Consider the following 14,230-nt stretch of genomic DNA (forward strand, 5'->3'; position numbering starts at 1 on the left):
ACATCCAGACTCTTGGGACTGACCCCATAAGATGAGACAAATAAAAAACACCTTCAAGTTTGAAAACGGATAGTTGTTATCCGAAATAAGACTTGGAGGTGTTTTTTGTATGGGAACAAGAATGAGTTATCTGATTGAAGTCAAACAGAAGGCTGTAGAAATGAGATTGGCAGGCGTGCCTATGAAAGCGATCATGCAGGAATTGAATATCAAGAATAAGACGCAGGTTCAGACATGGGTTAGATGGCATAAAGCTGGGGATACACATCGATTTGAACAGCCTGTTGGTAAGCAATACACTTACGGAAAAGGTCCGGAGTATTCTTCCGAATTAGAGAAACTGCAGGCAGAGAACCGTTATCTGAGACAACAAAATGAAGTTTTAAAAAAGTACAACGAATTGGAAAGGAAGTTGATAGCCAAACGTCAGTCGAACTTGTAGAAGTATTGCACGGCACAATGACCGTACAGAATATCTGTGTTCATTTAGGTATCTCACGAGCGTCTTATTATCGTTGGAAGAAGAACCTGATGAAAGATCATCCCAAGCGCCATTTGGAAAAACAAATCGGCACGTTGTGCCGAGAGCACAAGTATCGATATGGATATCGAAAAATTACAGCTATATTAAAAAAGGAAATGCGTATTAACCATAAAACGGTTCAGCGTATCATGCAGAAAAATCAGTGGCAGTGCCGGGTTAAGGTGAAAAAGCGCAAGAAGAATGGGCAGCCATATGCCGTGGTTGATAATATATTAGATCGGAACTTTCAGTCCGATCATCCTCTTGAAAAACTAGTAACGGATATCACGTATTTGCCTTATGGACAGAAACAATTGTATCTTTCCAGTATATTGGATGTATACAATGGAGAAGTAATTGCTTTCACGATTGGAGATAAGCAGGACACAGACTTTGTCTTAAACACACTTGATCAGCTGCCAACACTGCCTCAGAACTGCGTGTTACATAGTGACCAAGGATCTGTGTATACATCTTATGAGTATCAGAAAGCTGTTAAAACAAAAGGCATTACCATGAGCATGTCCCGCAAAGGGACGCCCGCTGATAATGCCTCCATCGAATCGTTTCATTCCTCACTAAAGTCTGAAACGTTCTATCTTAGCAGCATTGATCGAACCACGACCGCCATCGTAGAACGCACTGTCAAAGAATACATTTATTATTATAACAAAATTCGTATTCAAACGAAACTAAACAGCCAATCACCGATAAGCTATCGGCAATTGGCTGTATAAAAGGTGTTTTGATCCCTGTCTCAAACACGGGGGTCAGTCCCTCTTGTCTGGATGTTTTTTGTTCCCATGCTTTGCAAACATCTTCTTCAAGGTGGAAAGAGGGAACGAAAAAAACCGCCGATAAAGGCGGTTTATCTTAAATCATTCCTCGCTGTGCAACTTCCATTTGGTGTGTAGGTGCATTTGCAATATTCGTTGCGACAAACAATGTACTTAGGGCCAGGCAAGAGAGTAATAGCTTAGACTTCAATTTCATACAATCTCACTCCTCCTTGAATAAGTTGCCTTACTTGTTCCACCTTCAGAAAATACGCGGAAGCTTTTTGGAAATTTTCACGTCCATGATAATATTTTGCCACATCAAGCGCAAAATCTTCAAGATCAGCATACATCATTTTACTTTCGAGAAAATCGAAGAATTTCTGAATTGCCTCTTCATCCGGGCCTGATAAGTATAAAGATTTCAAAAATTCAAACTCCGATAAGTAAATGATATCTTCAGCCTCTTTAGAATAAGCAATTCCTTTACTATGATATTCATGAGCTTTATCCATTTTTCCTAATTTATAATGAATTTGTGTAATCAAAAAATAAGCTTGAGGCAGAGAAGGAAGAATGTTAGCTTCTTCAAAAACAGATATGGCTCTTTTGAAATATGTGATTGCTGACTCATACTGTTCTTGGCTGTTTTTGCAAAGTCCGATGTTATACAGTGTTCTTCCCATTAATTGGGGCTGTTTTTCGGATTCAGCCATTGTATAAGCTTTTTTGAAATGTGATATGGCGTCCTCATATTGCTTGAGATCTAAGAAATTGGTAGCAAACAAAGAATGACATTGAAGCAATCTAATATTATATGCCGTGTGCTCTTTATATATTTCATATGCCTGCCGTGCATAGTCCATGGAAAAATACGTTTGTTTCATATAGTAATAAGATTCAGACATTTTAAAGAAAAACTCAGCTTTTTCTATTCGATCCTTTACAAAAATCAGCTTGCTTTCGGCTTTTTTGAAAAATTTAATAGCAGACAAGTACTCCCGCTGGTCCAGTTCGTACATGCCCCTGAAAAAATTAAAGTAATAATCAAGGACTCCGGTTAAACGAGCCTGTTTTTTATCGATTTCAAGCAGCAAATCGGACAGTCGCGGCTGTTCCTCTATCCGCATGTTTTCTAACGGTTCAAGATACTCAAGCATCAGATTGTGCCGGAATTCCATCAGTGAATAATACAAATGAAGATCCTGGTCTTCTTCCATTTGATCCAGCTCTTGTTTGATTTCTCTTCGTAAATATTCCGCATCCGGTATGCTGAATCGGCGTATGTACATATACCATTCATTAATCTTTTCTCCAACGGAAGAAGAAGATATGACACTTGTCACGTTTGAAAATCCCTCCCTTCATTATTCTATATATGTCATATTTTATCATCATCATTCTTGTGAGAAGCGCAAAAAAACCGCAATCTTTTCTTTCGTTACACCGCATGGTGGCCGGAATTTCTTCAAAAACAGCTTTTACCCTCGGCTGTTTGTACAAGCAAACACATTCACCTTCCATATTCTGTTGTATCTGCGTGAGCAGTGTATGTCTGAAAAGGAAGTGATGAAATGAGGAAAAACAAGCTTTCCTTTAAAGAAAAAGCAGAAGCTGCACAAGATTGTTTATGTTTTTGTGAGGAAGAAACCAGCCGTGAAGCTATGTTTCAAGCGCCGATTGAATTGCCTGAGGGGTTTGTCGTTGATCCGGCTGAAGCTGTTGCAAACGTCACGTGGAATGCAGACAGCCTTTCTTGTGTCAGTGAACGTTGCTTAATTGAGACGGGGCCTGAGCCTGATGAAATCGGTGTTCAATTTGCAGTCCGCCTGCAGGGAACCGTTACGCTTCTTGTCAGTGTCTCACCTGTGCGAAACCAATATGGACAAGGGGAGGGGGCTATTTCTGTCATTCACAATGTAGAGATCGATCAAGTTGTCTATTATTCTGATGAACCGGATGATTGTCCGGATGTCAGTGACATTACGATCGAGAACCTTGTTGTCGTCCCGCCATTTTACGGCAGTCCTTTATCGGTGACGGGAACGATTGTGCTCTCCCCGGAGCCGGAGCCTGTTTATGCGTTTACAGCGAATCCAGATGATCAGTCGGTTTCTGTGATTGATACAAACACTCATACTGTTGTGACGACGATTTCTCTTCCATACCAACCTACAAGGGTAGAAAAGACGCCAGATAACACCTCTGTGTTTGTTTTGCATTACTATGATCGTGTCATTACTGTCATCAATCAAGACACATTGAGTGTCACAGCTTCTATTTTGCTGGATCAGCCGCCGGAATCCATATCTTTTATACCTGGACACGAATTTTTTTATGTTGTCGCCGGTGGTGCCATATACGTGATAGGAATTGAAACCTTAACTGTTGAAAGGTCTATTCCTTTTGAAGGTTTTGATGTTGCAATTGATCCAAATGGATTGTTCGCGTATCTGCTTGGTTTCGGTTCAGTGCAAAGATTGGACTTAAACACAGGTGAAGTGACAGGAACTATTGAACGGGACCTTATCGTAAATGCCTTAGAAACGGGTTGGCCGGAACGTTACCTTTATGTATTAGAACAAGAATTCTTTTTCAATTATTTGACGGTGATTGATTTAAATACATTTACGATCAGTAGCACCCAAGAGCTGGAGTATGAGGGTGAATATCGAATGTTTAAGAGCGGATCAGGGGTGTATTTGTTTGATGGTTTCACTCACAATCTATATTCCGTCAGCCCAAGTGGTGCAGGCGTAATAGGAAATCTTCCGCAATCGGCAAGAGACTTTGCGTTTACCCCGAATGGCGAATTTCTGTATGCAACAAATTTTATAGAGCAAAGCATCACTGTTTACAACACGGATGATTATTCTGTGGAAACTGTCATATCGCTTGGCGTTTCACCGAGTGACATTGCGATTTAATCAACTATGCATTTCTAAAAGGGATGTGAAATCATGAAAAAGAATGATTTTTCTGTTTTACAGGAAAATTGTTTCTGTTTTTGTGATGAAGATGCCAGTCGTGAAGTGCCATTTCAAGTGCCGATTGAAGTTCCGGAGGGGTTTGTCGTTGATCCTGCGGAAGCAGTCACTGCGGTTACATGGAGTACAGACGTGATGAATGGTGAACTGTGCCGAAGGGTGTAACAGATATCAGTTTGTCACCCTTGAGCAGGGGAGGTGACTTTGACCGTCTATTTGAAACTTTGAGGACAATTGTATTTTCTCTGGATAGTACTAGGGCTTATTTTCTAGAGCCTTATAGTAAACCGTTTCTCATTAACAATGTATATGTCGTTAATACTGCTGCACAAAGGATCATCGCAAACGTGTCTCTTCCTAATGTCTATGACCTTACAGTAACGCCCGACAATCAATACATTTACGCGGCACAGCCCGGCGACAATGCAGTGACCGTGTACCGCACGAGTGATGATTCAGCCGTAACGGTCATTCCGGTTGGCGCCGGTCCGTCCGCGATTGCGATGTAGATGTTTTTATAGATCGAGAGAAGCAGGGCTGCGGTAAGAGATTCGTTTATAAACAAAAGATCCGATCTGCTGGATGGCAGCTAAGATGATCAGAAACAGCAGTTCACTTATAGTAAAACTGAGCATCCACCAAATCCCGGCTCCTGTCAGCACTCCCACCAGCACTTTTCTGAACAGGTTTCCGTGCTGAAAAAGCTGCAGCAAGTACGTTCGCATATAAAACAATAAATACAAAATCAGTAACACCGCAAGCCCCATTGTAACGGCAGGGGGCGTATGAAAGCTGAAGGGAACGGCCTTGACGATTTCAAACATGCAGCCGAAAACGATGACCTGATACAATACAGCAGCCATCACATATGATTGTCGGATGCCCCTATAGCTGTCGCGCAGCAATTTTACATCGTCGGCATAACGGCTGCACAGCTTGCGATGCTGGAAGTCACAGCAGCTTTGATGAGACTGTGTGAGTTTCTGAAAAGCTGCTGTCATGTTTTTGACAGATTGCGTCACGTAGTGAAGATAGAGAAAGGCGGGCAGCATCAGTACGGAAGCGGCACAAGCCAACAGCCCAAGGCGGGCAGCGTCATTTTTAATCAGCTGTACATATCGGCCTGCGGCTTCAGCACCTGAGTGAAACCAGCCGAAGGAATAAGCCGCCATGGCCGCAAGCAGCAATAATAAAGTAAAGACAGTGCTTTTTTTCATTGTCTCATCACTTCTTTCTGGGGTACATGAATGACTGCTTTGTTAGAAGAAACCATTGCTTCAATGAGAGCCAAGAAATCATGAAAATTCATCTGCTGAATGGTGCGGTAAAGGCCGAGAAACGAGCAATCGTACTGTTCACACTCCGCCGCCCATTCAAAGCATTTACGCGCGTAATCACTGTCATAGATGATCGCGTTGACTAAAGAATCCTTGCCGTACTCAAGCCAGGCTTCGGTACGGTTTTTCTGCTGCGTGATATAGTAGGATGCCACATCGATGTATGCGGAAGAATGCGCCCCTTTACTGTGAAGGATCAAAAAGCCGCCATCCTCTGATAAGTGAACATCCGCTGATAGGCTTTGGATATTCAAGCGGTACGTTTGCCGGATCTCTTGAAAAAACGGCGAATCCATGTGAAACAGGATGCGAGAGGCAATGTCCCAGTACAGCTTCAAAGTCAAAAGTCCGTTTTCTCCTGGGAGCGCCCCGACTTGTATTCCGGTCCAAGTGTCTTCCGGCCGCTCCAGATCACCCTTTACCTCTTTTGGTGAGAGGGGAGGGCACGCAGGGACGATCTTTCTGTCAGAGCGGCTGCCAGAGCGCTTTTCCAGCCTGAGCTGAGAAGGCAAAAGAGTTTCCGCATCTTCTGGGCCGCCAATCAGAAACAGCGTCATCCGATGGGGCTGGTAGGCGGCAGCATAGGCTTCCTGCAGATCACAGATCGTCAGAGCCTCAATGTCTTTTTTTCTGCCTGCGGGGAAGACTGCGGCTGGTGAGGCAGGAGACAGCATCTGGATCAGCTGATAATGGTAATGAAGCTGGTGGTTGAGAAGCGCCGTTTCTATTTCACTTGTAATCACGGCTTTTTCCTGAGCAATGATCTGCTCGTCAAACGAGTGGTTCCATAAAGCGTCAAGCAGGATTGGAATGGTTTGTCTGAGCCGATCCGGCAATGAGGTAAACATGAAATTTGTATCAGTGTAAGTGGTGAACGCATTCAACAGAGCGCCGTGTTCAAAAAAATCACTATACAGGTTCCGGCCGTTATGCCAGAAGAGGAGATGTTCTAAAAAGTGCGCTGTGCCATATGGCAGCATCCGGCCGCCGGTTTCTGACTGTAAGCGGATATCCCGGCTTCCAAAGCCGGTTTTGACATTGCACAATCTTAAATGGGCGCGGGGAAATTGTAACCTGAATATTTTCATTCCCTTGTCTGTGTATCTGATATCGGTTCGTTCATCCAGCTGTTGAAAAAAGGCTTCCTTTTCCATCTCTCTCATCCCCTTACTACATGAGCTCCAATATATGTAAGATTTTTGATGAATTGCAGCAAATCGCGGCACGTGACCGCTGAGATGCTGTCCAGCAGGTCTTCTTTTTTGCAAGAGAAACGGCGCAGGATTCCCATATAGGCTAAGAGTCCTTCAGGAGAATCAAATTGCAGCAGGATTTCATTGATTAAAAATTGTTGTGCCTTTTTTAATTCCGGTTCATCCGCGTGGAAACGCGATACAGCTTCCAAAACTCTTGGAGAAATCTCGTTTTCATGAAGCTGGTCGGTGCATACGGAAACAAGCAGCATATTGCTCATGATGTCATAGCGGGTCATCACATGATAAACGGCCAGATCTTTTTCGCGAAAATGCCGAAATAAAGCGGAATGGCCGTACTTGCCGAGCAATCCGTCTATCAGCTGGATGGCTAAATAATCGCGGACATCTTTCATGTCTCCGCAGTCAAAGCCAAGTGTCATAACGGACGGACCTGCTGTGCTGCGTGTCTCTGTTTCGAAAATATCCTGATTCACGGGTTTTCTTACAGCAGACATGGCGGACGCCTGTGGGGCATGTCCCTGAACATCACAGGACTGTATGTTTCCTAATATGTTCAGCTGTTTCTGCTGAGAAAATAAATCAGCGATAAATTCCGACGCATCAAGAAAACGTTTAGGATGCACAGCCATAAGCTTGTCTTTCCGGCCAAACATGGCAGTGCCGTACATCGGGTTTCCAAAGGCTTCCTCCGCCAGACGGGCTGCTGAATAGGAGAACGGGTCAGCGAATGTCTTTTCCATTTTCAGCAGCAGTTCAGCTTTTGCCTTTTCCGCTGCGCTGGCAGAAAGAGAAGCCGGAAAGGAGGACATGTCAACAAAGGTGTTCAGGACAGCATCTGTATGAAATCCCTCAGCATATAACGGATGAATCATGCGGGTCCCGTACGTTTTCAGCTGCCGGTCAAAAAAGAGATTTGCTGAATACATGAAGCGGCGGCCGGCGGCATAGCCGAAAGTGTCGATGATGTTTTGCTTCTGGTGTGCAGCCGCGCCATAAAAATAGATCGTTTCTTCTTCAGGTTCCGCCGCGCTTTCGATTGGCTTCAGAAAGCTCGCGGCGATCGAGATGGTTGAAAATTGATCAGTCGTCAGCAGGTTAACTTCCAAGCCGTTCTCTTTTTCCGCTTGTATCAAAGAAACCACCATCCTGTTTTTGCAGTAAATAGACAATGATCAGCCCGGCAATCGGAATGACTGCCAAGGAAATAACAGTGCCTGTTAAAGTAGCTAAAAAAAGAGGGATACAAAATACATAGGAACGGTATTTAGAGAAACCGCTCCAGAGCTGCTGCTCCGTCTGCCAGCTGAAGGACGGCTTTTTTTCATCTGAAATTAACCGAATATAAGCCCCTGCCAGCAGCAATTCCATACACTGCAAAAAAGTCAAAAGTGAAATCGGCCGGCCGCTGATCAAGCCCATAATCATGGCAATCAAAATAAACCCGCCGGCCAATAAACCGGAATAAAAGCGATATTTCGCCCAAAGCATCGTTCTGCGTTTAATCGGAAGCGTGATCAGCAGCATCCGGTCATTTTTTTCAAGAGAATACAATAAAGCAATCGGTGAGCAGATCAGCAGGAGAGCGCTAATTACGATATAGACGACATGCTGATCGGCAATGCCGGTGTTCATCATCTGAAACGAAAAGAAGCCGCTGAATGCCCCCATCACGATATAATTTAACAGCATCGCTTTGGAGGAAATAAACCGGTTCCATTCTCTTTTATAAAACGAAAATTCTGATGTCCGCATAAAAGAATGCATTTTGCTCTGCTGCTGAGGCGCCTGCAAAAATGAAGGGAAGTCAATCACAATAGCCCAGAGCATATGAATCGCACATAGCGGGATCGTCACGGCAGGCATCAAAGCCGCACTGAAGCACACGCAGGTGAATGCCGCCGCATGCAGCAGGAGTGCCGTTCTGCTTTTTTTGACGAAAAGATTGCTTAACAAAACGCCGAAAATAATCGAATAGACAGTAAAAAACGAAAATCTGCCGAGCCAATACAGGGTTTGTGCTCCTGACAGCGTTCCGTTTCCGAATAAGAACAGCGGTAATATGAAAAAAAACAGCGTCCTTCTCAAGCAAGTATCAACAAACAAAACCACACTCTGAGCGAGCCAGAAGCTCCGGGAAGAGATCGGCAATAGACAGCTCAGCTTCATGTAAGATTCCTTCCATTGGGATGTAACAGAGAGAAACACCATGTACGCATTCATAAACAGAAGCGCGAGTGTGATGTATGTTTTTCCTAAGGTTGATTCATCAATGCCTGCCTGGCGGATCAGCCCGATTTCAAACAAGGCCAGAACGGCAAGCCCTGCGGTGATGCGAATGGCGTCTTTTTTTCCTTGGCGGCCGTAAAGCTGTTTGAACAGCAATGACAGAATCGGAAACAGGTTATTCATGGCCGATCACCTCAAAAAATTCACGCCGAAGATCAGTCTCCTCTCCAATCGGAATGACCTTCCGGATCTGTTTGTGATGAAGGATGGCCGCATAATCACAAAATCTCTGCACCACGTCGAGCAAATGGGAAGAAAACAAAATCGTTCCGCCTGCCTTGCAATACTCCTGCATTTTCTGATAAAAGACTTCTATTGACTCCACATCTAAGCCGACAAGCGGCTCATCCAAAATAAACAGGGGAGCCCCGAGCAATAGCCCGGTCATCAACACAACTTTTTGCCTGTTGCCGAGGGACAGCTCGGAAATTCTCCGGTTTGTGTATTGGGAAAAGTGAAATTCCTCTGCCAAACTGTTAAATTGCTGCTCTGAGAAATCTTTCTGATACAAAGAATGAACGAAAGAAACATAGTCCTTCGCCGTAATTTCTGTAAATAGAAGCGGATAATCGGCAGCAAAGTAGCGGCGGATCTTCAGCTCATCTGATGTTTTCTGCGGCATGCCGGCGTCCGCTTCAATGTCGCACAGCGTAAAGTGTCCGCTGAAATTGCGGTTTACCCCTGTCAGCGTATTGATCAGCGTTGTTTTTCCGGCGCCGTTTACCCCAAGCAGTCCGTAAACGGCGCCTTTTTCTAAATGTAAATCTACGTTTTCTAAGATGACGTTGTCTTGCTCGTACCACACGGATACATCGTGTATATCCAAAATGCTCATCGCGAGTCAGCCTTCCGCGCGCGCATACCGAAAATAATGGCGATGGCGATGGAAATCAGCGTAAACAAATAATCGCTTTTTACGAAGTAGACGACCGCGCCGATGACAAAAATAAATGAAAGGATATACAGTAACATTTTTCTTTGTGCTGGTGACAAATTGTTTCCCTCCTAAATAAGCTGGACCACATCTTCTAATTGTTCATTTTTCGCCCAGGAGCAGATGTTTTTTCTGTGGTATTTGTTGGAGTTCAGCCCTTTTAAGTAACAGCCTCCGCAATAGCCGCTGAACGGGCATTTGTCTTTCATGCAATGCTCGCTGAACCGCGGCGCCTGCGCTTTCCACAATTTATGGACAAGAGGGGAGTCAAAGATGCTTTCATATGAATCATGAAATATATTTCCCAATGAAAATTCCTTCGGGAAGAGTGCGCACGGGCGTACTTCTCCGAACGGGCTGATCACAATAGATTTCCAGCCGGCGCCGCAGTTCGCCGCACGTTTTCTTTCATACGGAATGATCGGGATCAAATCTTTAAATTCATCAATGACATTTTGCTCGTACTCCATAAATTTGCGGTGCTGTTCGGCATCTTTCGTCGGATGGACAATATCTCTGCCTCTTCCGAAATCATCAACCCAATTGTAAGAGAACGCTTTCGCCCCGAGATCGCGCACCTTTTGGGCCATGTCGTGGATTTCCCACATGTTTTTTTCGAAAACCGACATGGCGACTCTGACAAAAATACCATGATCACTCAACAATTTTATCGTTTTACAGGTTTGGGCAAAAGAGCCTTTTCTCCCTCTAAATGAATCATGCACTTCGGACTGTACGCTATCCAGTGATATGCCGACGATGATTTTTTGCTTATAGGCTTTTAACATCTCCAGGCTTTCTTTTCGCATCAGCGTTCCGTTGGTTAAGACGGCGACTTTTTTGAATTTCTTTAACACATATTCAAGAATCTCATTGGCGTTTGGATGGACGAAAATTTCGCCGCCTGTGATTTCACACGTTAAAACACCGTTATCATACAGCATATCAGCCGTTTTCTTAAATTGATCAATGGATACAGTGCCAAGCGCTTCCGGCGAGCTTTCTAAATAGCAGTGGGCGCACTTTAAATTGCAGCGGTGCGTCAGCTCAAAGGTGGCATGCAGCGGCATCGGAAATTCATTGCTTCCGCTGGTGGCGATTTTGTGAAAGCGGGCCCGGTTTTCAAGCTGAATGACCTGCTTGTTCAAAAGCATGCTGAGCATGTCATAGTACCAGTCCTTATGGTCTTCCGGCGACTCATCATACTTTGCGCATTGCTCTTCTAAAATTTGTTCAGCCGTTCTTTGACCGTCCATCAGCATACAAAGCTCGTAAGCCGTTTTGTTGAGATCTAAGTATTCAAAGTCAGAGATCGAGACGTTATCACGCAAGTAGTCAATTTCCAGCACACCTCCCTCAGGCAACTGGTGGACTCTTACACTTTCATTAATAAATGGAAACATCTGCTCTATAAACAAAATACCATCCCCTATACATATGATTCAAATATAAAAATCACTGTGTATGTATAACCAAGAAGTAGGTTTTAGTTAAAATTTGTATTTTAGTTAAAAAGGGCATAGTAATTTACTATGCCCTTTTCCGGAGAACCTTATCCCCAGAGACCGAATAGACCTGTTGCACCGGCAATTTCAAAATCAGGGATAGGTCCGTCCACTAAACAAGCGGCTCCGATTGAGCATGTTGCGCAACCTTTGTTTTCTACAATGACAGCTTTTTTCATAATTGAATCCTCCCTTTTTTTGTTTTTCTAGCAGATCTTTGATGTACTTTTATATTAAAACTATCAAATTACCATTTCAATACATATATTTTGAAGAAAATGTGAATTGCAAACGGTAGAATTCGGAAAAATGTAATATTTCCTAAAGGTAATCAGTGGTATGATTTTCTCTTCTATAAAGGAATTGCTTTTTCTGAGGTTTATCTTCAAATCTGATGAGCAATGATGGTAAGATAGAAGCAGTTGAAGTTTACAAACCGAATGATTATACTATTCAAGTCAAAGTGGAAAGATGAAAAGGACGTGTCAGAATGAAGCAAGAGACACCGATAACAATCCATGTGAAATCTGTGATCGAGGATGACGGAAACGAAGAAGTGATCGAATTCCGCACTACCGGATTTTACTATGTGAAACAGAATAAAGTGTATCTATCTTATTATGAAGAACACGACTTAGGCAAAGTGAAAACGATTGTAAAAGTAAGCGAAGGCGAAGTGCTTGTCATGAGATCAGGCGCTGTCAAAATGAACCAGCGTTTCGTAACTGGAGCTTCCACAATCGCCAAATATAAAATGTCATTTGGTGAGCTTGAGCTGAAAACGAGCACAAAATCGATTCAATCTGATCTCGGCGAAGAACAAGGCCGTATCAGTATCGCATATGATATGCATGTCGGAGACGAGCAGCAGCATTTACATAATATGACGATCACGTATGAGGGAGGAACTCACGCATGAACATTGCGGAACAAATGAAGGACGTGCTGAAAGAAGAAATCAGAGCAGCCGTTCTGAAAGCGGGACTGGCTGAAGAAAGCCAGATTCCAAATGTCATTTTAGAAACACCGAAGGATAAAACACACGGCGATTATTCAACAAATATGGCGATGCAGCTCGCGAGAATCGCGAAAAAAGCGCCGCGCCAAATCGCTGAGGAAATTGTCGCTTCTTTTGATAAAGGAAAGGCTTCTATTGAAAAGCTTGATATCGCCGGTCCTGGTTTTATCAATTTCTATATGAACAATCAATATTTAACGAAGCTGATCCCGTCTGTATTGGAAGCGGGAGACGCGTATGGAGAAACAAACATCGGAAACGGCGAACGCGTTCAAGTGGAATTCGTATCTGCAAATCCGACGGGGGACCTTCACTTAGGCCACGCGCGCGGTGCGGCTGTCGGCGATTCCTTGTGCAATGTGCTTGCAAAAGCGGGTTACGATGTGAGCCGCGAATACTACATTAACGATGCCGGAAACCAGATTAACAACCTGGCGCTTTCTGTAGAAGTCCGTTACTTTGAAGCGCTTGGACTGGAAAAACCGATGCCGGAGGACGGCTACCGCGGTGAGGATATCATTTCAATCGGAAAGCGTCTCGCTGAGGAATACGGCGACCGTTTCGTCAACGAAGAAGAAAGCGAACGCCTCGCATTTTTCCGTGAGTACGGTTTGAAATACGAGCTGGAGAAGCTTCGCGTAGACTTGGAAAACTTCCGCGTGCCGTTTGACGTGTGGTATTCTGAAACATCACTGTACCAAAACGGAAAAATCGATAAGGCGCTGGACGCGCTGCGTGAGAAAGGCCATGTCTATGAGGAAGACGGTGCGACTTGGTTCCGTTCCACAACGTTCGGTGATGACAAAGACCGCGTACTGATCAAAAAGGACGGCACATACACATACCTGCTTCCTGATATCGCCTACCATAAGGACAAGCTTGACCGCGGCTTTGATAAGCTGGTCAACGTATGGGGCGCCGACCACCACGGCTACATCCCGCGTATGAAAGCGGCAATCGAAGCGCTTGGCTATGAAAAAGGAACGTTGGAAGTAGAAATCATTCAGCTCGTGCACCTTTACAAAAACGGCGAGAAAATGAAAATGAGCAAACGGACGGGGAAAGCGGTAACGATGCGCGACCTGATTGACGAAGTCGGCCTTGATGCCGTGCGTTATTTCTTCGCGATGCGCAGCGCTGATACGCATATGGATTTTGACTTGGATCTTGCTGTATCAACATCTAACGAAAACCCTGTGTATTATGCGCAATACGCACATGCGCGCATTTGCAGCATGCTTCGCCAAGGGGAAGAGCAAGGACTTAAGCCGGCGGCAGACCTTGATTTCAGCCCTATTCAATCAGAAAAAGAATATGATCTGCTGAAAACAATCGGCGGTTTCCCAGAGGCAGTGGCGGAAGCGGCGGAAAAAACGAATTCCGCACCGTGTGACGAATTATATTTATGACTTGGCTTCAGCTCTGCACAGCTTCTACAATGCGGAGAAAGTCATCGACCCTGAAAACGAAGAGAAAAGCCGTGCGCGCTTAGCTTTAATGAAAGCAACGCAAATCACGCTGAACAACGCGCTTCAATTGATCGGCGTATCGGCTCCTGAAAAAATGTAATCAAGCTGAAAGGACAAAGCCAGAGGGCTTTGTCCTTTTTTTGTTAAAAAATCGTGTGATATAGTTCACAATCTTCCT

General features: G+C 44.2%; 13 protein-coding genes and 2 pseudogenes. 5 read left to right on the forward strand and 10 right to left on the reverse strand.

Annotation, left to right across the window (positions count from 1 at the left end):
- Positions 1-109 precede the first annotated feature (109 nt).
- Positions 110-1,260, forward strand: a protein-coding gene (locus tag H7F27_RS02120) for an IS3 family transposase (protein ID WP_185848496.1) whose coding sequence is annotated in 2 segments (ribosomal slippage) — positions 110-383 and positions 383-1,260 — 1,152 coding nt in all. Because the reading frame shifts where the segments join, the coding sequence is not laid out codon by codon here.
- A gap of 136 nt (positions 1,261-1,396) precedes the next feature.
- Here the strand turns inward: H7F27_RS02120 and H7F27_RS02125 are convergent.
- Both H7F27_RS02125 and H7F27_RS02130 read right to left on the reverse strand, forming a co-directional pair.
- Positions 1,397-1,516: a PhrC/PhrF family phosphatase-inhibitory pheromone gene (locus H7F27_RS02125; protein ID WP_185848497.1), complete on the reverse strand. Its 120-nt coding sequence runs from the start codon at positions 1,514-1,516 to the stop codon at positions 1,397-1,399.
- A complete protein-coding gene (locus tag H7F27_RS02130; RefSeq protein WP_185848498.1) occupies positions 1,500-2,645 on the reverse strand; it encodes a response regulator aspartate phosphatase in 1,146 nt (381 codons plus the stop codon). The genes H7F27_RS02125 and H7F27_RS02130 overlap by 17 nt, the downstream gene beginning before the upstream one ends.
- A 228-nt stretch (positions 2,646-2,873) precedes the next feature.
- Between H7F27_RS02130 and H7F27_RS02135 the strand changes: the two genes are divergently transcribed.
- Positions 2,874-4,226, forward strand: coding sequence for a YncE family protein (locus H7F27_RS02135; protein ID WP_185848499.1), 1,353 nt, complete (start codon positions 2,874-2,876; stop codon positions 4,224-4,226).
- A gap of 192 nt (positions 4,227-4,418) precedes the next feature.
- Positions 4,419-4,795, forward strand: a pseudogene (locus H7F27_RS02140) (YncE family protein); the annotation flags it as partial.
- Between the two features lie 6 nt (positions 4,796-4,801).
- Here the strand turns inward: H7F27_RS02140 and H7F27_RS02145 are convergent.
- The 8 genes from H7F27_RS02145 to sboA form a co-directional block, all read right to left on the reverse strand.
- Positions 4,802-5,503, reverse strand: a complete 702-nt coding sequence (locus tag H7F27_RS02145) for a bacteriocin biosynthesis protein AlbG (RefSeq protein WP_185848500.1) — start codon at positions 5,501-5,503, stop codon at positions 4,802-4,804.
- Entirely contained in the window at positions 5,500-6,777 is a 1,278-nt protein-coding gene (locus tag H7F27_RS02150; protein ID WP_095712792.1) for a M16 family metallopeptidase, read from the reverse strand. Before H7F27_RS02150 ends, H7F27_RS02145 begins: the two co-directional genes overlap by 4 nt.
- Positions 6,778-6,782: 5 nt before the next feature.
- Positions 6,783-7,946, reverse strand: a complete 1,164-nt coding sequence (locus H7F27_RS02155) for an insulinase family protein (protein WP_185848921.1) — start codon at positions 7,944-7,946, stop codon at positions 6,783-6,785.
- On the reverse strand, positions 7,936-9,249 hold the full coding sequence (locus tag H7F27_RS02160) for a hypothetical protein (protein WP_024123215.1): 1,314 nt from the start codon (positions 9,247-9,249) through the stop codon (positions 7,936-7,938). The genes H7F27_RS02155 and H7F27_RS02160 overlap by 11 nt, the downstream gene beginning before the upstream one ends.
- A complete protein-coding gene (locus tag H7F27_RS02165) occupies positions 9,242-9,961 on the reverse strand; it encodes an ATP-binding cassette domain-containing protein (protein ID WP_185848501.1) in 720 nt (239 codons plus the stop codon). Before H7F27_RS02165 ends, H7F27_RS02160 begins: the two co-directional genes overlap by 8 nt.
- Positions 9,958-10,119: an antilisterial bacteriocin subtilosin biosynthesis protein AlbB gene (gene albB, locus H7F27_RS02170; protein WP_024123213.1), complete on the reverse strand. Its 162-nt coding sequence runs from the start codon at positions 10,117-10,119 to the stop codon at positions 9,958-9,960. The genes H7F27_RS02165 and albB overlap by 4 nt, the downstream gene beginning before the upstream one ends.
- 12 nt (positions 10,120-10,131) lie before the next feature.
- Complete coding sequence (albA, locus tag H7F27_RS02175; RefSeq protein ID WP_024123212.1) at positions 10,132-11,478, reverse strand: subtilosin maturase AlbA; 1,347 nt, start codon at positions 11,476-11,478, stop codon at positions 10,132-10,134.
- 134 nt (positions 11,479-11,612) lie between these two features.
- Positions 11,613-11,744, reverse strand: a complete 132-nt coding sequence (gene sboA, locus H7F27_RS02180; RefSeq protein ID WP_003222002.1) for a subtilosin A — start codon at positions 11,742-11,744, stop codon at positions 11,613-11,615.
- Between the two features lie 311 nt (positions 11,745-12,055).
- Here sboA and H7F27_RS02185 point away from each other — a divergent pair, with 311 nt between their 5' ends.
- On the forward strand, positions 12,056-12,484 hold the full coding sequence (locus H7F27_RS02185; RefSeq protein WP_024123211.1) for a YwiB family protein: 429 nt from the start codon (positions 12,056-12,058) through the stop codon (positions 12,482-12,484).
- Positions 12,481-14,152: pseudogene (gene argS, locus H7F27_RS02190) on the forward strand (arginine--tRNA ligase). The gene H7F27_RS02185 and the pseudogene argS overlap by 4 nt, the downstream one beginning before the upstream one ends.
- Positions 14,153-14,230: the final 78 nt, after the last annotated feature.

It is taken from the genome of Bacillus sp. PAMC26543 (assembly GCF_014250375.1).
GTDB lineage: Bacteria > Bacillota > Bacilli > Bacillales > Bacillaceae > Bacillus > Bacillus halotolerans.

Coding starts and splice junctions, on each gene's coding strand:
- H7F27_RS02125 (WP_185848497.1), bottom strand. CDS start 1,516: ATGAAATTGAAGTCTAAGCTATTACTCTCTTGCCTGGCCCTAAGTACA.
- H7F27_RS02135 (WP_185848499.1), top strand. CDS start 2,874: ATGAGGAAAAACAAGCTTTCCTTTAAAGAAAAAGCAGAAGCTGCACAA.
- H7F27_RS02145 (WP_185848500.1), bottom strand. CDS start 5,503: ATGAAAAAAAGCACTGTCTTTACTTTATTATTGCTGCTTGCGGCCATG.
- H7F27_RS02150 (WP_095712792.1), bottom strand. CDS start 6,777: ATGGAAAAGGAAGCCTTTTTTCAACAGCTGGATGAACGAACCGATATC.
- H7F27_RS02160 (WP_024123215.1), bottom strand. CDS start 9,249: ATGAATAACCTGTTTCCGATTCTGTCATTGCTGTTCAAACAGCTTTAC.
- H7F27_RS02165 (WP_185848501.1), bottom strand. CDS start 9,961: ATGAGCATTTTGGATATACACGATGTATCCGTGTGGTACGAGCAAGAC.
- sboA (WP_003222002.1), bottom strand. CDS start 11,744: ATGAAAAAAGCTGTCATTGTAGAAAACAAAGGTTGCGCAACATGCTCA.
- H7F27_RS02185 (WP_024123211.1), top strand. CDS start 12,056: ATGAAGCAAGAGACACCGATAACAATCCATGTGAAATCTGTGATCGAG.